Consider the following 17,797-nt stretch of genomic DNA (forward strand, 5'->3'; position numbering starts at 1 on the left):
TCCAGTCTGAAAATGTTCGGCTCAGCATGAACCAAGCAACACGATTCGAAAGATCGCATTTCTGTGAAGTTAAGCGGCTGCCACATTTTGTACCTAATTTGTACTGCAAAAGCGGCGTGACTATAATAAGATCAACGCTGACAGGCGTTTGTAATTTCTACCGCCACCGTGATCGGGGCGGTTTAAAAAAGGAGAAGGTCCGCATGAAGGAAGCTTCGGCAACGCAGACAATCGCGCTGGTCGACGATGACCGCAACATTCTGACCTCCGTTTCCATTGCTCTGGAGTCGGAAGGCTATCGCGTGGAGACCTATACCGATGGAGCGTCCGCTCTCGATGGTTTGATGACGCGTCCGCCCAACCTTGCAATCTTTGATATCAAGATGCCGCGTATGGATGGCATGGAACTGCTGCGTCGCCTGCGCCAGAAGTCTGACCTCCCCGTCATATTCCTGACGTCTAAGGACGATGAGATCGATGAATTGTTCGGCCTGAAGATGGGCGCGGATGATTTTATTACCAAGCCGTTCTCGCAGCGTCTTCTGGTCGAGCGTGTAAAGGCTGTTCTGCGCCGTGTTGCGGCGCGTGACGGCACTGCAAAGCCATCCGGTCAGCAGGCCAAGTCGCTGGAACGTGGCCAGCTGGTCATGGATCAGGAACGCCACACCTGCACCTGGAAGGGCGAGCCGGTCACGCTCACTGTCACCGAGTTTCTCATCCTGCATTCGCTTGCCCAGCGTCCAGGTGTTGTGAAAAGCCGTGACGCGCTGATGGATGCGGCCTATGATGAGCAGGTCTATGTTGATGACCGCACCATCGACAGCCACATCAAGCGCCTGCGCAAGAAGTTTAAGGCGACAGACGATGATTTCGAAATGATCGAAACGCTTTATGGCGTTGGTTATCGTTTCCGCGAAGCATAATATAGTTTACGAGGTTGCCGGGCCTGTCTCAAAGACCCGGCAACTTTTGACAAAGCTACTATTGAGAAAGTTAGATTGAAGCGACATGGTCGCCGAAACCCGCAAAGACAGTGCGATTAGCATGAGAGAGCGCAGGGCGCGGCGGCAACGCTCGCTTTTTCTGCGCAGGCTTTTTGCGCCTTTGAGCCGGTTTCTCGGTCAGTTTCTGTTTTCGAGCCTGACGCGCCGCATCCTGTTTCTCAATCTTGCAGCGCTGGCCGTTCTGGTCTCCGGCATTCTTTATATGAACCAGTTCCGTGAGGGGCTGATCGACGCCAAGATTGAAAGCCTGCTCACGCAAGGCAAGATTATTGCCGCCGCCATTTCGTCATCAGCAACTGTTGATACCAATTCACTGATGATTGACCCGGAAAAACTGCTGGAATTGCAGGCGGGGCAAAGCATCACGCCCTCACCCGATTCGCCTGATAACTGGGAATTCCCGATTAATCCGGAAAAAGTGTCGCCGCTGCTGCGTCAGTTGATTTCACCCACCAGCACCCGCGCGCGCATCTATGATCATTACGCCAATCTGCTGCTGGATTCCCGTTCGCTCTATGCGCCGGCTTTTGCATCGGGCGGCCCGGTTTTCCGTTATGATCTTCCGGCGATTGAGGAAGATACGCCCAGTGTATGGGAACGCTTTACCGGCTGGTTTTCACGCCTTTTCTATGGGGGCGGTCTGCCGCTCTATCAGGAGCAGCCGGGTGGCAACGGCCTCGCCTATCAGGAAATCGTGCGCGCATTGAGCGGCTCACCGCAAACCGCACAGCGGCGCAACCAGCAAGGCGAGCTGGTTGTTTCGGTGGCCGTTCCCATCCAGCAATCACGTGCCATCCTTGGTGTTCTGCTGCTTTCCACAGAGGGCGACGATATTGATAAGATCGTGCAGGGCGAACGCATGGCCGTGTTCCGTGTGTTCGGCGTTGTCGCAGCTGTCATGGTGATTCTGTCGCTGTTTCTGGCCTCAACCATTGCAAGCCCGTTGAGAAAGCTCGCCGCGGCGGCTGACCGCGTGCGCCTTGGCGTGAAAAGCCGTGAGGAAATTCCCGATTTCTCCGAACGTCAGGATGAAGTCGGTCATTTGTCCACCTCCATTCGCGCGATGACCGATGCGCTTTATACGCGCATTGAAGCGATTGAGAGTTTTGCAGCCGACGTCAGCCATGAGCTGAAAAACCCCCTCACCTCGCTTCGTAGTGCGGTTGAAACGCTGCCACTGGCCAAGAATGATGATTCGCGCAAACGCCTGCTCGACGTCATTCAGCATGACGTGCGCCGCCTTGACCGCCTGATCACCGATATTTCGGACGCATCGCGTCTGGATGCGGAGCTGGCGCGCGAACATTCCGACCGTGTTGATATGCAATCACTGCTCAACAACATCGTGACCGCTGCGCGTGAAGTCCGCCGCAACAAGGTTGGCACAGAGATCGTTCTCAATACCGGCAAATTACCCGCTGGCAAGAAAGGCTTTTTCGTGGCCGGGCATGATTTGCGTCTGGGGCAGGTGGTCAGCAATCTTATTGAAAATGCACGGTCTTTCGTGCCGGAAGATACCGGACGTATTGTCGTCACCCTGAGGAGGGAAGGCAATCGCTTGCAAGTCTTGGTCGAAGATAACGGTCCCGGCATTCCGATTGAAAACATTGAACGTATTTTTGAGCGTTTCTATACTGATCGCCCGGCTTCAGAAGCGTTCGGCCAGAATTCCGGCCTGGGGCTGTCGATCAGTCGCCAGATTATTGAAGCCCATGGCGGTACGCTGAGCGCAGAAAACATCATGGATTTGGATAATCGATCTGAAATGAAGGGTGCGCGCTTCATCATCGATCTGCCAGCGATTTCGTGATGCCGACATGACGCCCGAACAGGAAAAAAGCGGCCTTCATGCAACAACGGTTCAGTTGCGTGGCCGCGGTGTCATGCTGATGGGAAAGTCTGGTGCAGGCAAGACGGAACTGGCCCTCACGCTTATCGAACGCGCCACGCTGCGTGGTGAGCAGGCCGCGCTTGTTGCCGATGACCGAACCTTGCTGCATGTTGAAGACGGCAGACTGATCGCCAGCGTTCCCGAAGCGCTTGCCGGTGGTGTCGAGATTCGCGGTGCCGGGCTTTTCACGGTTGCTTATGTGAAACACACACCTCTTGATCTGGTGGTGATGCTTGTCGGCCCGGACGAGGCAGAACGCTATCCGGGCGATAAAAAATGGCATTTTGAGGGGATCGGGCTCAAGCGCCTGTTGCTGCCCGCCCTGTCGTCGAATGGTGATTCTAACGCGCTTTCGCGCGCAATAGAGGCCACTTTGTTCTCCAAACCATGGCCGTGAGAATATTCGGCACTGATTTTTAACGCTCTTGCTAAAAAATCTGCCTAACGCTGCGGCATTTTGCTTTTTTCAAGGCATCGCTGAGATTTTTCACTTGCTATCAGGATTTGCCCTGCCAAGATGCACAACTCACCGGCGATGTCCGGTAGGGTTTTTGTGTCATTTGCACCCGGCAGCGGGGTGAAGCGGCGGGCACACGACAGGAGCTTTGAAAGTATGATCGGACTCGTGCTTGTTACGCACGGAAGGCTGGCCGAAGAGTTTCTCCATGCTGTTGAGCATGTGGTCGGCCCGCAAGACAATTTCGAGACCGTATGTATCGGTGCCGAAGATGACATGGAACAGCGTCGCCGTGACATTGTTGATGCGGTGGAACGTGCCGATACGGGCAGTGGTGTTATCGTTCTCACCGATATGTTTGGCGGTACACCGTCCAATCTGGCAATTTCAGTGATGGAAGAAGGCAAGATCGAAGTGATCGCAGGTGTGAATCTGCCGATGCTGATCAAGCTTTCCAGTGTGCGCATTGGTGGCGATATTAAAGCGGCCTTGCGCGAAGCGCAGGATGCGGGGCGCAAATATATCAATGTTGCAAGCCAGGTGCTGACAGGAAAATAATTCATGCATCCCACTGTGGCCGTGACTGGCGAATATGATGCGGAAAGCGCTGTGTTCCGGTCTTTTGAGATCGTCAACAAGCGCGGACTTCATGCGCGCGCATCTGCAAAATTTGTGCAGCTTGTCGATAGTTTTAATGCACATGTACGCGTCAGCAAGGACGGCATGACTGTGGGGGGAACCTCCATCATGGGCCTGATGATGCTTGCAGCCTCGCCCGGTTGCTGCATCGATGTCAGCGCATCGGGCGAACAGGCTGAGGCCGTGCTTGATGCGCTTGGCGGCCTGATTGCCGATAAGTTCGGCGAAGAGGCCTGAAAGACCAATCTCCGCGATAAGTTGATATGCACACATAAAGAACTCTTTATGTGGCATTGTGCTGCGCATGCTGATCTGCTAATCAGGTCGCCAGCCGAGGCCCGTTCCCTTTTCCGGATCCGGGCTTCTCAAGCATGTTTGGGAACAGGGGCAACCGGTTTTCCGAGAACGACATGCGCAAAAGCAAGAAGATAGAGCGAGCGTATCGGCTACGATTATGCGCGACACGCTCTAAGCAAATTTGATTGGAGCAGATGATGACCGCAAGTCAGGATTTTGTCGTCAAGGATCTCAGCCTCGCGGATTGGGGCCGCAAGGAACTTGATATTGCTGAAACCGAAATGCCGGGCCTGATGGCTGCGCGTGAAGAATTCGGTCCGACACAGCCGCTCAAGGGCGCGCGTATTTCCGGCTCGCTGCACATGACGATCCAGACCGCCGTGCTGATCGAAACGCTGAAGGCGTTGGGCGCGGATGTCCGCTGGGCTTCGTGCAACATTTTCTCGACACAGGATCATGCAGCCGCAGCAATTGCGGCCACCGGCACGCCGGTTTTCGCCATCAAGGGCGAAACGCTTGAAGAATACTGGACCTATACCGACAAGATCTTCCAATGGCCGGATGGCGAACCATCCAACATGATCCTCGATGATGGTGGCGATGCCACCATGTATATCCTGATCGGTGCGCGCGCTGAGGCTGGTGAAGACGTTCTTTCCAAGCCGGAAAGCGAAGAAGAAGAAGTTCTCTTCGCGCAGATCAAGAAGCGTATGGCTGAAACACCGGGCTTCTTCACGCGCCAGCGTGATGCGATCAAGGGTGTGACCGAAGAAACCACCACCGGCGTCAACCGTCTTTATCAGTTGCAGAAAAAGGGCCTCCTGCCCTTCCCGGCAATCAACGTCAATGACAGCGTGACCAAGTCGAAATTCGATAACAAATATGGCTGTAAGGAATCGCTGGTTGACGGCATTCGTCGCGGCACAGACGTCATGATGGCTGGCAAGGTTGCTGTTGTCTGCGGTTATGGCGATGTTGGCAAAGGCTCGGCAGCATCGCTCGCCGGTGCCGGTGCACGCGTGAAGGTCACGGAAGTTGATCCGATCTGCGCACTACAGGCTGCAATGGACGGCTTTGAAGTCGTAACGCTTGATGATGCGGCTTCGACTGCCGATATCGTGATTTCGACGACCGGTAACAAGGATGTCATCACGCTTGATCATATGCGCAAGCTCAAAGATATGGCGATTGTTGGCAATATCGGTCACTTTGACAATGAGATTCAGGTTGCAGGCCTGCGCAATCTCAAATGGACCAATGTGAAGCCACAGGTTGATCTGGTTGAATTCCCGGACGGCAAGCGCATCATTCTTCTGTCGGAAGGTCGTCTGCTGAACCTTGGCAATGCAACCGGTCATCCGAGCTTTGTTATGTCAGCCTCTTTCACCAATCAGGTGCTGGGTCAGATCGAACTCTTCACGCGCACCGATGCGTATAAGAACGAAGTCTATGTTCTGCCGAAACATCTTGATGAGAAGGTCGCGCGTCTGCATCTCGACAAGCTTGGTGCCAAGCTGACGGTTCTTTCCGAGGAACAAGCTGCTTATATTGGCGTCACTCCACAGGGCCCATTCAAGTCAGAACACTACAGGTATTAAGTATCTGTTAACCATACTGCTACATCTTGTAGGCCGGGCATCATAAAGTTGCCCGGCCTTTATTTTTACACCGAACACGCTTCACGTGGATTCACGGGGAGGGTATTGTGAAGACGAATCAATGTGTTTTGACGGGTGTTTGCGTTGGGCGTGTTTTGTCTGCAAAGACGAAAGACGGTCGACTTATTTATCCTCAAAACGGCTCTGGCTTTCAGCATTGTGGCGATGTGAGAGAGCCGGAATAAAGAATTTTGAAATACGGGGGCCCTCTTTTTGAGGGTGCTTCCGGGCGGCGGAGACAAGGGAAACATGCCAGAAGTCGGCTCAACGGGGAGCTTGCGGAGCAAATCCGCATTCAGCGCAGGCAGAGATCTGAAAGGCTCGCCTTCGCTTGGATTTCGCCCTCTCAAACGGGTCATCCTCAAGGCAACGGTTTCCTTTGCCGCACTGGTTGCGGCAGCGCCGGCTTTTGCGCAGGATGCGGAGCATTCCGCCCGTATCGCGCTGCCCTTTGGCGGCAGCGTCGGCGCTTTCGAAGTCATCCAGTTTTCCATCTTTCTGGGCGCAATGGGTGCAGCTCTTTTGTCGGCTGGCTGGCTCATTCGCGATCGGGCAAAAATTGCCCAAGAAAACAATGATTTGCGCTCGCGTCTCTCGGATATGGGGTTGATTGCGCAGCGCAATGACGCTCTGCTTAATCTCAAAGATCAGCGTATTGTTGTCTGGGACGCCCAGGGCACGCGGGCCGATGTTGTCGGCCAACTGCCCTTTGATTGCGGTGCACCGCAGGATCGTTCAACCTTTCTGGCTTTTGGACGCTGGTTGCGCCCGCAGGCCGTCACCGAGCTTGAACGTGCGGTTTCAGCCTTGCGCGAGCAGGCCCATGCCTTCGATCTGACGGTCGAAACTGTTAATGGCACGCTGCTTGATGTTTATGGACGCACGTCGGGCAGCTTTGCTGTGGTGCGTTTTCTGAGCCTTGAGGGGGTACAGGCCGAACGTGCCGCCCTTCAGTCGCAAAATCGCGAATTCTCCGAGAAGCTTGCACTTCTGCGTCATCTGCTTGATCGCATTGAACAGCCGGTCTGGGTGCGTGGCTCGGACGGGCATATCGAATGGGTCAATGGAGCCTATGCGCGCGCGGTCGATGCAGCAGATGGCACGCAGGCAAGTTCGGAAGGGCGCGAATTGTTTGGCGTTCAGGCGCGCCAGCGTCTGGAGCGTGATCGTTTTGCCGAGCCGGATCTTTATGAAAAACTGCCTGCCGTGGTGCGGGGCGACCGCCGCATCTACGATGTGACGGATGTGAGCACGGATGCAGGCTCCGCCGGTCTTGGCTTTGATCTGAGCGAAATCGAGCAGGTTCGCGAAGAATTGAGCCGCACGCTGAAAAGCCATGCTGAGACGCTCGATCAGCTTTCAACGGCAGTTGCCATTTTTGATCCTGATATGAAGCTGCAATTCTTCAATCAGGCTTTCGTTTCGCTGTGGTCGCTTGATACGGCCTGGCTCGAAACCCACCCAAGCAACACGTTGTTTCTTGATCGGCTCCGTTCCGAAGGCAAGCTTCCCGAGCAGCCGGAATGGCGCAAATGGAAGGATTCTCTGCTCGCAGCCTATCGCGCTGTCGAGCCGGAGGAACATATGTGGCACCTGCCGGATACGCGCATTCTGCGCGTGGTTGCCAATCCGCACCCGCAGGGCGGCGTGACATGGTTCTTTGAGAACATGACCGAGAAATTCGAGCTTGAAGGCCGTTACAACACGCTGATCAAGGTGCAGGGCGAAACGCTCGATCATCTGGCGGAAGCGGTTGCGGTGTTCGGCTCCGATGGCCGTCTGCGCCTTTCCAATCCGTCTTTTGCCGACCTCTGGGCGCTGCCAGCGGCCATTGCCGTTGAAGGCACACATATCTCGACCATTTCCAAGCTCTGCGGCCAGCGCGGCGGCGATGGCATCTGGGACGATTTTGTTTCTTCTGTCACCGGCTTTCTGGACGAGCGCAATGGGCGCATGGGGCAGGTGGAGCTGGATGACGGCATTATCCTGTCCTATGCTGTGGTGCCGCTGCCGAAAGGCCAGACCATGCTGACCTTTATCGATGTCAGTGATACCGTGCGCGTTGAGCGCGCGCTTAAGGAAAAGAACGAAGCGCTCTCACTTGCGCATCAGATCAAGAATGATTTCGTGCAGCATGTATCCTATGAGCTTCGCTCACCGCTGACCAATATTATCGGCTTTACCGAACTGCTGCAAACGCCTGCCTTCGGCTCGCTCAATGAGCGCCAGCTTGAATATCTGGATCACATCAGCACATCATCCGCAGTGCTTCTGACCATCGTCAACGACATTCTTGATCTTGCAACGGTGGATGCCGGTATCATGCAGCTCGATATTGATGATGTCGCCGTTATGACCGAGATTTCAGCTGCCGCGAAGCGGGTCAGCGAGCGCCTGCAGGAGCATGACATCGGGCTGAGCATCGATATTGCCGATGATGTCGAAACGTTCCGTGCTGATGCCAACCGCGTGCGTCAGGTGCTGTTTAATCTCCTGTCCAACGCCTCCAATTATGCACCGGAAGGTTCGACCGTTTCACTTGAGGTTAGACGTGATGGCACGGAGATCCTGTTTGCCGTGCATGATGATGGCCCCGGCATGCCAAATGATGTGCTGGATACGGTTTTCAAGCGTTTCCAGGCTTATCAGAATGGTGGTCGCAGACGCGGCGTAGGGCTTGGCCTTTCGATTGTGAAAAGTTTTGTCGAACTGCATGGCGGTCGCGTGGAAATCGAAACCGGCGCAGATATTGGCACGACTGTGATTTGCCGCTTCCCATCAGAAGCACGCAGCTTCCGTGTTGCTGCCGAATAGGGTAAATGGGGCTTTATGAGCACCCCCGTCTTTAACTTTGAATGTTTCCTGCCCGATGAGGCCGCCACCAGGCGCTTTGGCGAAGATTTCGCTTTGGCGCTGGTCAAGGGCGATCTTGTGACTTTATCGGGCGATCTGGGCGCGGGTAAATCTTCGCTCGCACGCGCGATCATTCGCGCGATTGCTGATGATGAGGGGCTTGAAGTTCCAAGCCCGACATTTACCCTTGTTCAAAGCTATGAGGGGCTGCGCTTGCCTGTCGCCCACGCCGATCTTTACCGGATTTCGCATGGCGAAGAGCTGGATGAGCTGGGGCTTGTCGAATTTCTCGACGATGGTGTTGTGCTGTCGGAATGGCCGGAGCAGGCAGAAGGCTTTTTGCCGGAGCCAAGCTTTGCCGTGACACTCACCCATGAAGGGGCAGGGCGGCGCATCGTAATCAGCGGACCAGAATCTGCCATTACGCGTCTAGAGCGCACGCTGAAAATCCGCGACTTTCTTGAAAAGAATGACCGGGTGGGGGCCATACGCCGCTATTTGCAGGGCGATGCTTCACCACGCAAATATGAGATCATCACAAGCGCGCATGGCGTGGAAATTTTAATGAATGCGCCCGCGATGCCCTATGATCCGCCATTGCGTGATGGAAAATCCTATCGACAGCTTGCGCATATTGCAGAGAATATTCAGGCCTTTGTTGCGATTGACGGTCTTCTTGCCAGTCATGGCCTGCGCGTGCCGCAAATGCGCGCCGTTGATATTGATGCGGGACTGCTGATCCTCGAAAATCTTGGGCTTGAAGGCATTCGCGCTTCATCGGGTGAGCCCGTGGCTGAACGCTATGAAGCGGCGGGACGGTTTCTCGCACATCTTCATGGGGTCAAGTGGCCTGATCATGCGCCGGTTGCAGGCTATCCAGATCACATCATTGCACCTTTTGATCGCGACGCGATGCTCATGGAAGTGAGCCTTGTCGGGCAATGGTATGCACCACGCATGATGGGCCGCAAGCTGACTGACAAAGAAGTGCAGGCCTATGAGGCGGCATGGCACAAGGTTCTCGACGCGATTGCCGATTGCGAGAAAAGTCTGCTGCTGCGCGATTATCATTCGCCAAACCTGTTCTGGTTTGAGACTGCGCAAGGCGCAAACAAAATTGGCACAATCGATTTTCAGGATGCGATGATCGGCCCTGCCGCCTATGACGTGGCTTCACTGGCGCTTGATGCCCGTGTGACGGTTACACCGGAGCTCGAAAAGGCAGTGGTGGAAGCCTATTTGGATGAACGCCGCAAGCTTGGCCATGTGCTCGACGAAACGGCTTTCCGCAAGGCCTATGCCGTTATGGGCGCACAGCGCAATTCGAAGCTTCTGGGTCTCTTCTTGCGGCTCGATGAGCGCGATGGTAAACCACATTATCTCGCGCATCTGCCCCGCATTCACGACTATCTTAGCCGTGTCTTAAAGCATCCGGTCATGGCGCCGGTCGCCAAATGGTTTGATGATCTCGCATTGCTGGAGAAACAATGACACGTCCTGACACAGCAATTATGCTTGCAGCCGGTCTTGGCAAGCGCATGCGCCCGATCACCGAAACCATGCCCAAGCCTTTGGTTAGGGTTTCGGGCAAGCTGCTGATCGACTGGGGTCTAGATGCGCTGGCAATAGCAGGCGTTGAGAATACAATCGTCAATGTTCATTATTTAGCCGACCAACTGATTGCCTATCTTGGCAGTCGCACAAAGCCGAAAATTACAATCTCTGACGAGCGTGATTTGCTGCTTGATTCCGCTGGCGGCATCATCAATGTGCTTCCGAAACTGGGCGGCAAGCCTTTCTATGTGCTCAATGCCGATACGTTCTGGGTGGGTGATGAAGCACAGCCGAATATTTCGGCGCTGGCGCATGTCTGGGACGATGCGCGCATGGACATTCTTCTCATGACCGCGCGGCTTGATCAGGCAACCGGCTTTGAAGGCAAGGGCGATTTCGTTGCCGATGATGAGGGCCGCTTGCGCCGTCTGCGGGATGTCGCGGGTGATCCCGTCATCTATGCCGGTGCTGCAATTCTGCATCCGCGTATTTTTGCAAAAGCTGAGCCGGGTGTTTCATCACTCAATCGCTATTTTGATGACGCCATTGCAGCCGGGCGCTTATATGGTATGCCCATGACTGGGCACTGGCTCACGGTGGGAACACCGGAAGCCATCGACGAGGCGGAGGCAGCACTTTCCGCTTTACGTATTTCTTGACGCGCATCTTTGTCCGAAAACAGTTTCACATTTTTCGGGACGCGCTCTGAATGGAGAACTGATTTGAGAGCACCAAAACTGTTTTCCATTCCATCCGGCACCGCATTTCTGCCAGCCTTTGCCAGAGCGCTTCTGGAAGGCCGTCTGGTGGAAGGTTTTCCGGGTGATGCCGCTGATCCGCTGGCGCTTGCCAACGCGACCATCTATGTGCCGACGCGGCGTGCAGCGCGTGCGCTCCGTTCCATTCTGGTCGATATGAATCCGGCTAAATCAGCGATCCTGCCCACCATCCGCCCGTTGGGTGACGTGGACGAGGATGCGGCTTTTTTCAACGCAGCCACAAGCGGCGCCTTCGATCTCAATCCACCAATCGGCAAGGCCGAGCGGCTGTTGCTGCTGGCACGGCTCATTCGTCCATGGCGTGAATCGCTGCCTGAACATGTGCGGGCGCTTTTTGGTGTTGAGGATGTGTCGGTTCCAGCCACCACTTCCGACGCGATCTGGCTGGCGCGTGATCTCGCAGGTCTGATGGATCAGGTCGAAACCGACAACGCCACATGGAGTGAGCTTGCAAGCATTGCACCCGATGATCTGGCCGACTGGTGGCAGGTCACGCTTGGCTTTCTCGATATTGTCACGAAACTCTGGCCGGAAATTCTGGACGAGCGCAAGCTGTCCAATCCGGCAGCGCACCGCAACGCGCTGATCTGGGGCGAGGTGCGGCGTTTGCAGGATCATCCGCCTCAAGGTCCTGTGATCGCGGCCGGTTCCACGGGTTCCATTCCTGCGACCGCCGAGCTTGTTTCAACGATTGCCAGACTGCCACAAGGGGCTGTGGTTCTGCCGGGGCTGGACCGTGATCTTGATGAAGGCGCGTGGAAGTTGCTGGGGGCATCGGATGATAATCCCTCCACCTTCGGCCACCCGCAATATGGTCTGCACAAGCTGTTGCAAGCCATCGGAATTTCACGCGACGATGTCGAGCATATCGAAGATATGCCGAAAGAGAAGCGCGTGCTGGAGCGTGTGGTCAGCGAAGCATTGCGCCCGGCGGAGACCACCGATGCATGGAGCCTGCTTAACCGCGATGCGGATATGCGCCCGCAAGCATTGCTGCACTCAGCACAGAAGATCGATCTGATTGAAACCGCCAATGAGCGTGAGGAAGCGCTGGCCGTGGCTCTGGCGTTGCGTGATGCGATCAGCGATGAAAACAAGACGGCGGCGCTCGTCACCGCGGATCGAAATCTTGCGCGCCGCGTGGTGGGCGAACTCGCGCGCTTTGGCATTGATGCCGATGATTCCGGCGGTCGGCATTTGCGGGATATTGAAACCGCAACGCTGATGCGTCTCATGGTCGAAACCGTGTTCAATCCCGGTGATCCGGTGGCACTCTTGGCACTGGTCAAGCACCCGATGTTACGGCTTGGTGGCAAGCGTATCGAGCGGCGACTGGCTGCGGAAACGCTCGAACTGGTGGCATTTCGCGGCGGCACGGGCAGGGCATCGATCATCGATCTGCCTTCATTTTTCGACCGCCGCATGGAAGAGAGTGCCAGCCAGTCATGGCGACCGGCATGGCACGCAACCGTCACGCCCGACATGATTGAAGCGGCGCGCGCGCTTTGCGTGAGCCTGTCAGAGGCTGTTGCGCCACTGGCACCATTTGCTGTGATTAACCGGCGAACAGATATCGGCGAGATCAGCCATGTAACTGTGGAAGCGCTTGAAAATCTGGCGCGTGACGAAAGTGGCAGTGTCACACGCTATTATTCCGGCGAGCATGGCGAGAAGCTGGCTTCGTTTTTGCGTCAGCTCGTATCGAGCGAAGCGGGACTTGATTTTGAGGCCATTGAATGGCCGGCAATTCTTGAAGCCCTGATGTCGGGCGAAACGGTCAAGCCACATCCGGGTGGCCATCCGCGTGTCTTCATCTGGGGTGCGCTGGAAGCGCGTTTGCAGACCATGGATACGCTGGTGATCGGTGGTTTGAACGAAGGCACATGGCCTGCCAAGACGCGCAATGATCCATTCATGTCGCGCCCGATGAAGGCGATGATCGCGCTTGATCCGCCTGAGCGCCGTACCGGCCTTGCCGCACACGATTTTCAGATGGCGCTCGGCATGGATCATGTGGTGCTGTCACGCTCGCAGCGCTCAGACAATGCACCGACCATTCCGTCGCGCTGGTTGCAGCGGCTTGAAACGGTGTTGGGTGCTGACGTGACAAAGGATATGCGCTCGCGTGGTCAGCGCTTCATCCATTGGGCGCGGGAGATTGATCAGGCACCCGATGTGCCGTTCGTCAAACGCCCGGAACCAAAGCCGCCTGTGAGCGCGCGGCCCAAGCATTTTTCGGTGACCGAAATTGAAACCCTGCGCCGTGATCCCTATGCGATCTTCGCCAAGAAAATTCTGAAGCTGCGTCCGTTGGAACCATTGATCCGTGATCCGGCAGCCGCAGAACGTGGAACGCTGTTTCACGATATTCTCGGACATTTTACAGAAGAAGGCATCGATCCGCTGGCAGCTGATGCGAGCGAACAGCTTGAAGAATTTGGCCGGCATTTCTTTGCAGATATGGATCTGCCCATTGAGATCGAAGCGGTCTGGTGGCCACGCTTTACCGCACTTATTCCGCAGTTTCTCGAATGGGAACGCGAACGCGCCTATAATGTTCAGACCCGCTTTGCCGAAATTGCATCGGATAAACGCGAGGTCGAAAGCCTTGGCATCACCTTGTCGGGCCGTGCTGATCGTATTGATCTGATGCGCGATGGCACGGCGGAAGTGATCGACTATAAGACCGGTTCCACGCCATCGCCAAGACAGGCGCATATCCTCTTGTCGCCGCAGCTTGCGCTTGAAGCAGCCCTTCTTGCGCGCGGGGCTTTCCGCGAATTGGGGTCGGTTCGTGCGTCCGATCTGACCTATGTGCGCTTGCGGGCAGGCGGAGAGGTGAAGCCGGAATCGATTTTGAAGATCGGTCGGCCGCCATCGGAAAAGACCGCACCCGCTCTTGGCGAAGAGGCATGGCAGCGTTTGGCGCAATTGCTCACAGAATATCAGAATCCGGCTAAGGGTTATCTTTCCCGCGCGTTGCCGTTCAAAGAAACGGAGCTTTCGGGCGATTACGATCATCTGGCGCGGGTGCTGGAGTGGTCGGCCGGTGGCGACGCAGGCGGCGAGGGCGGCGAATGAAAAAGCAACGTGTCATTCCACAGGAAACCATCGACGCGCAGGCCAGTGCCGCCAATCCTTTGGCATCCGTCTGGGTGTCGGCCAATGCAGGGTCCGGCAAGACCCACGTTCTGACCGAGCGCGTTATCCGGCTGTTGCTCGAAGGCACCGACCCGTCGAAAATCCTTTGCCTGACCTATACCAAGGCGGCAGCGGCCGTCATGCAGAACCGCGTCTTTGCGCGATTGTCCGAATGGGCGATGTTGCCGGATGCCGACCTTGCCGACAGGCTTATCAAGCTCGAAGGCAGGCGTCCGGGAGCGACACGGCTTGCCGTTGCACGCAGGCTTTTTGCGCGCGCACTTGAAACGCCGGGTGGGTTGAAAATCCAGACCATCCACGCATTCTGCGAAGCGATCCTGCATCAGTTTCCGCTTGAGGCGAATATTGCTGGTCACTTCGAAATGATGGACGATCTCATGCAGGTGGCGCTTGTCGGCGAAGCCCGCCGCACCCTGCTTGAGACTGCACATGGCGGCGGCGATGCCGAGCTTGCGAGCGCCTTTGCCGATGTGATGCAGGCGGCGGGCGAGATGGGCTTGCAGGCGCTGCTTGATGAGGCCGTGGGGCGACGCAATGGCTTGCAGCAATACATTGCAGCGCTTGGCAATGTGGACGAGCGCAGCGAGACTTTGCACCGGCATTTCGGTTTCAGGCCCGACACGCGCGAGTCCGATCTGCTGGATGATATGTGGCCTGTACCGGAATTTTCCGACGATACGCTTGATCTCATTTTGTCGATCCAGAAGGGTGCGGCGCGTGCGCATGATTTTGCGTTGCAGCTCAAGCAATATGACAAGGTCAAAAGCAGTTCGGATAAGCAAGCGGTATTGCGCGCAGCATTTCTGAAAGCGACGGGCGAGGCAAAATCCGGCTCCTATGTCGGCTCGGCTGCGGTCAAAAAGCTGCTGCCGGATTTCGAGGAAGATTTTAACTCAGCTGCTTCTCGTGTCGAACTTGGTCTTGATAAGATCAAGGAGCTGCGGCTTATAAGGCTTAATCTGAGCGCACTCACGCTGATTGATAATCTGCTGCAACGCTATCATGATTTAAAGCGCAGGCGCGGTCTGCTCGACTTTGAAGACCTGATTACCCGCACCGTGGCGCTACTGGCGCGCAATGGTGCAGGGCAGTGGGTGCAGTATAAGCTAGATCGCGGCATTGATCATATTCTCGTCGATGAAGCACAGGATACCAGCCCCGATCAGTGGCAGGTCATCCGCATGTTGTCGGAAGAGTTTTTCTCAGGCCTCGGTCAGCGCAACGTGCAGCGCACACTGTTTGCGGTGGGCGATGAAAAGCAGTCGATCTATTCGTTTCAGGGGGCGGTGCCAGAGGATTTTGCAGCGCAGGGCAGGGCGGTCAGCCTTCGTGCCGCTGATGCAGAGCTTAAATTCGAACGCGTCAGCCTCAACTTCTCGTTCCGTTCAGCGCCTGATGTGTTGCAGGCCGTGGATGAGGTGTTTGCACGCCCAGAAGCCAATCGCGGCTTGTCAGGTGCCACTGTTCACTCGGCCATTCGCGATCAAGAGCCGGGCGAGGTGGAAATCTGGGATATGCTGACGCCGGAAGAGGTGGAGGAGCCGGACGACTGGCGTGTGCCGGTCGATCATTTGCAGGCACCTGCCATAAAACTTGCCGAGCAGATTGCAGCAACCATTCGCACCTGGCTGGATCGCGGTGAAACCATTCCGGGCCAGAACCGCAAACTTGCGCCCAAAGACATTATGGTGCTGGTGCGCAAGCGCGATCAGTTCATGCCAGCACTCTCGCGTGCGCTCAAAGAGCGCCATGTGCCGGTGGCTGGTGCCGATCGCCTCAAGCTTACAAGCCATATCGCCATTCAGGATTTGATGGCGCTGGGGCGTTTCGTGTTGCAGCCGTCAGATGATTTGTCATTGGCCTCTCTTCTCAAAAGCCCTCTGTTTGGCTGGGATGATGACAGGCTGTTTGCGCTCGCTCATCCGCGCAAGAGCGGCGAAACGCTGTTTGAGCGCCTTTATCATGCGTCCCTTGAAGACCCGGCTTTGATCGGCGTGCATAAGACATTGAGCCGCTGGCGCAATATGGCCGATACCATGCCGATCTTCGAATTCTATGCGCGGATTCTGAGTGCGGATGGCGCAAGGCGTAAGCTTCTGGCGCGGCTTGGACCGGAAGCTGGCGATATTATCGATGAATTCCAGAACTACGCGCTTTCGGCCGAACGCGCAGGTCTGCCGGGCATGCAGGCCTTTCTCGAAACGCTCGATGCTGCCTCGCCGCAAATCAAGCGCGAGCTTGATCAGGGGCGCAATGAAGTGCGCATCATGACGGTTCATGCCGCCAAGGGGCTTGAGGGCGCTGTGGTGTTTCTGGTTGATCCGGGCAATGCTGTGTGGAGCGGGACGCGCGCGCCAAAGCTGATCCCGTTTGACCTCACCAATACTGGCCTGCAGGTGAAAGGCTATCTCTGGCAGCCCAACGCTGGCTATCAAACCGGCTTTCTTGCGTCACAGATTGACGGCCTCAAGGCCCGTGCCGAAGAAGAATACCGCCGCCTGCTCTATGTGGGCATGACGCGTGCGGAAGATAAGCTGATTGTCTGCGGTTATCGCGGATCGCGTGAAAGCGGCGAGACATGGCACAGGCTGGTCGAAGATGCGCTGACAACCAAGGCAGAAACCTTTGTGCATCCGGTATCTGGCGTTGCAGCGCGTCGCTATCGCAACACGCCGCGCGGTCTGACAGAAATTGCAGAGCCTGAAGTGGCGCAAGCAGCAGAGCTTCCACCGTTGCCGCTCGCCTATCTGAAGCCGATAAAGCCGGAACCGGGCCTGCCGCGTCCGCTTGCGCCATCGGGCGCATCGGCGCTGATTGAAGCAGATGAGGAGCCACCGCTCGATATCGTGTCGCCGGTTCTGGGGCAGAGCGGCGAGACGTCCGCCTTTGCTCTTCGCCGCGGGACGTTAATCCATATGCTTTTGCAATATCTGCCGGAAGTCGGGGCTGATGAACGCGAGACGCTTGCACAGGGCTATCTGGCACGCATCGCGAGCGATTGGCCGGAAATTGAACGTCAAAAGGCCTGGGCAAGTGTGGCAACCATTCTGGCCGATCCAAAACTCGGACCGGTCTTCGCGAGCGGATCGCGCGGTGAAGTGGCGGTCATGGGGACCATCAATCTCGGTGGCAAAGACCATGCCGTCTCGGGCCAGATTGATCGTATCAGCGTGGATGAAAACCGCGTGCTGATTGTCGATTATAAAACCAATCGCCCGCCGCCAAGGAGCATTGAGGCGGTGCCTTTCGCCTATCGCGCGCAGCTCGCACTTTATAGGGAACTGCTTGGCCCCCTTTATCCGGGAAGGGTTGTCGAAGCGGCGTTGCTCTTCACCGAAGGGCCATATCTGCTGCCTTTGCCGAAAGAGGCAATGGAAGAGGCGCTTAAGGCGCTGGGCGACTCTCAAGGAAAGGTGAGCAACCAGAACTTGACGAATGCGGACTGACGCGCCACATGATATGATCAAAGGAGCAGTTTCTCGATGAGTCTTATGCTCTCAAAC

At 56.1% G+C, this 17,797-nt stretch carries 11 protein-coding genes; all 11 read left to right on the forward strand.

From position 1 onward, the window contains the following. Window positions 1-203 precede the first annotated feature (203 nt). The 11 genes from OPR82_RS00890 to addA all read left to right on the forward strand — a co-directional run bounded on the left by OPR82_RS00890 (window position 204) and on the right by addA (window position 17,740). Complete coding sequence (locus tag OPR82_RS00890) at window positions 204-923, forward strand: response regulator transcription factor (RefSeq protein ID WP_265982464.1); 720 nt, start codon at window positions 204-206, stop codon at window positions 921-923. An 85-nt stretch (window positions 924-1,008) separates the two neighbouring features. Next, window positions 1,009-2,814 carry a sensor histidine kinase gene (locus OPR82_RS00895; RefSeq protein ID WP_265982465.1) on the forward strand — a complete coding sequence of 602 codons (1,806 nt, stop codon included), beginning with the start codon at window positions 1,009-1,011 and terminating at the stop codon, window positions 2,812-2,814. A gap of 7 nt (window positions 2,815-2,821) precedes the next feature. Next, entirely contained in the window at window positions 2,822-3,292 is a 471-nt protein-coding gene (locus OPR82_RS00900; protein ID WP_265982466.1) for an HPr kinase/phosphorylase, read from the forward strand. A gap of 216 nt (window positions 3,293-3,508) precedes the next feature. Further along, entirely contained in the window at window positions 3,509-3,910 is a 402-nt protein-coding gene (locus OPR82_RS00905; RefSeq protein WP_265982467.1) for a PTS sugar transporter subunit IIA, read from the forward strand. 3 nt (window positions 3,911-3,913) lie between these two features. After that, window positions 3,914-4,228, forward strand: coding sequence for an HPr family phosphocarrier protein (locus tag OPR82_RS00910; RefSeq protein WP_265982468.1), 315 nt, complete (start codon window positions 3,914-3,916; stop codon window positions 4,226-4,228). A gap of 257 nt (window positions 4,229-4,485) precedes the next feature. Beyond that, window positions 4,486-5,886: an adenosylhomocysteinase gene (ahcY, locus tag OPR82_RS00915; protein WP_265982469.1), complete on the forward strand. Its 1,401-nt coding sequence runs from the start codon at window positions 4,486-4,488 to the stop codon at window positions 5,884-5,886. A gap of 309 nt (window positions 5,887-6,195) precedes the next feature. Continuing rightward, window positions 6,196-8,760, forward strand: a complete 2,565-nt coding sequence (locus tag OPR82_RS00920) for a sensor histidine kinase (RefSeq protein ID WP_265982470.1) — start codon at window positions 6,196-6,198, stop codon at window positions 8,758-8,760. A gap of 15 nt (window positions 8,761-8,775) precedes the next feature. Beyond that, window positions 8,776-10,290 (forward strand): tRNA (adenosine(37)-N6)-threonylcarbamoyltransferase complex ATPase subunit type 1 TsaE, encoded by a 1,515-nt coding sequence (gene tsaE / locus OPR82_RS00925; RefSeq protein WP_265982471.1) that lies wholly within the window; start codon window positions 8,776-8,778, stop codon window positions 10,288-10,290. Then, window positions 10,287-11,012 carry a nucleotidyltransferase family protein gene (locus OPR82_RS00930; protein ID WP_265982472.1) on the forward strand — a complete coding sequence of 242 codons (726 nt, stop codon included), beginning with the start codon at window positions 10,287-10,289 and terminating at the stop codon, window positions 11,010-11,012. Before tsaE ends, OPR82_RS00930 begins: the two co-directional genes overlap by 4 nt. A 63-nt stretch (window positions 11,013-11,075) precedes the next feature. Further along, complete coding sequence (gene addB, locus OPR82_RS00935) at window positions 11,076-14,213, forward strand: double-strand break repair protein AddB (protein WP_265982473.1); 3,138 nt, start codon at window positions 11,076-11,078, stop codon at window positions 14,211-14,213. Continuing rightward, window positions 14,210-17,740 (forward strand): double-strand break repair helicase AddA, encoded by a 3,531-nt coding sequence (addA, locus tag OPR82_RS00940; protein ID WP_265982475.1) that lies wholly within the window; start codon window positions 14,210-14,212, stop codon window positions 17,738-17,740. The genes addB and addA overlap by 4 nt, the downstream gene beginning before the upstream one ends. Window positions 17,741-17,797: the final 57 nt, after the last annotated feature.

The sequence above is a fragment of the Ochrobactrum chromiisoli genome, assembly GCF_026241335.1.
Lineage (GTDB): Bacteria > Pseudomonadota > Alphaproteobacteria > Rhizobiales > Rhizobiaceae > Brucella > Brucella chromiisoli.

Excerpts from the sequence above, each read along its gene's own strand:
- OPR82_RS00905 (WP_265982467.1), top strand. The coding sequence starts at position 3,509 with ATGATCGGACTCGTGCTTGTTACGCACGGAAGGCTGGCCGAAGAGTTT.
- OPR82_RS00920 (WP_265982470.1), top strand. The coding sequence starts at position 6,196 with ATGCCAGAAGTCGGCTCAACGGGGAGCTTGCGGAGCAAATCCGCATTC.
- addA (WP_265982475.1), top strand. The coding sequence starts at position 14,210 with ATGAAAAAGCAACGTGTCATTCCACAGGAAACCATCGACGCGCAGGCC.
- OPR82_RS00895 (WP_265982465.1), top strand. The coding sequence starts at position 1,009 with ATGGTCGCCGAAACCCGCAAAGACAGTGCGATTAGCATGAGAGAGCGC.
- ahcY (WP_265982469.1), top strand. The coding sequence starts at position 4,486 with ATGACCGCAAGTCAGGATTTTGTCGTCAAGGATCTCAGCCTCGCGGAT.
- OPR82_RS00890 (WP_265982464.1), top strand. The coding sequence starts at position 204 with ATGAAGGAAGCTTCGGCAACGCAGACAATCGCGCTGGTCGACGATGAC.
- OPR82_RS00900 (WP_265982466.1), top strand. The coding sequence starts at position 2,822 with ATGACGCCCGAACAGGAAAAAAGCGGCCTTCATGCAACAACGGTTCAG.
- tsaE (WP_265982471.1), top strand. The coding sequence starts at position 8,776 with ATGAGCACCCCCGTCTTTAACTTTGAATGTTTCCTGCCCGATGAGGCC.
- OPR82_RS00910 (WP_265982468.1), top strand. The coding sequence starts at position 3,914 with ATGCATCCCACTGTGGCCGTGACTGGCGAATATGATGCGGAAAGCGCT.
- OPR82_RS00930 (WP_265982472.1), top strand. The coding sequence starts at position 10,287 with ATGACACGTCCTGACACAGCAATTATGCTTGCAGCCGGTCTTGGCAAG.